We start from the raw sequence: 313 nt of genomic DNA on the forward strand, positions 1-313 counted from the left end.
GGGGCGGTCCAGGCGCCCGGCGTTCTTCTCGCTGAGTATGTGCGCCAGGGTTTGCAGGGTCTTGCCCAGGCCCATGTCGTCGGCCAGGATGCCGCCCACTTCCAGGGCCTGACACATGGCATCCAGCAGTTCGCCTTGCAGTTGCGCCAGGGCGGCGATGTCTTCGGGCTGGCGGGTCAGCTTGATATCCGGATGGCGGCGGATCACCCCGGTGGCCGAGCAGGGAGCGTCCAGCAGGATCCGCTGGAACGGCTTGCCGTCCCACCAGGCCTGGGTGTCGCGGCCATCGGCGGCGATCAATTGGGCGTCGAGC

1 protein-coding gene is annotated in these 313 nt (G+C 68.4%); it reads right to left on the bottom strand.

What is annotated here, in order from left to right; translation table 11 throughout:
* Positions 1–313 (bottom strand): SNF2-related protein (locus R0J88_RS19365; RefSeq protein ID WP_410900781.1); only part of this gene is annotated, 313 nt, incomplete at both ends.

The organism is Pseudoalteromonas sp. SIMBA_162 (assembly GCF_046535955.1).
GTDB lineage: Bacteria > Pseudomonadota > Gammaproteobacteria > Enterobacterales > Alteromonadaceae > Pseudoalteromonas > Pseudoalteromonas marina.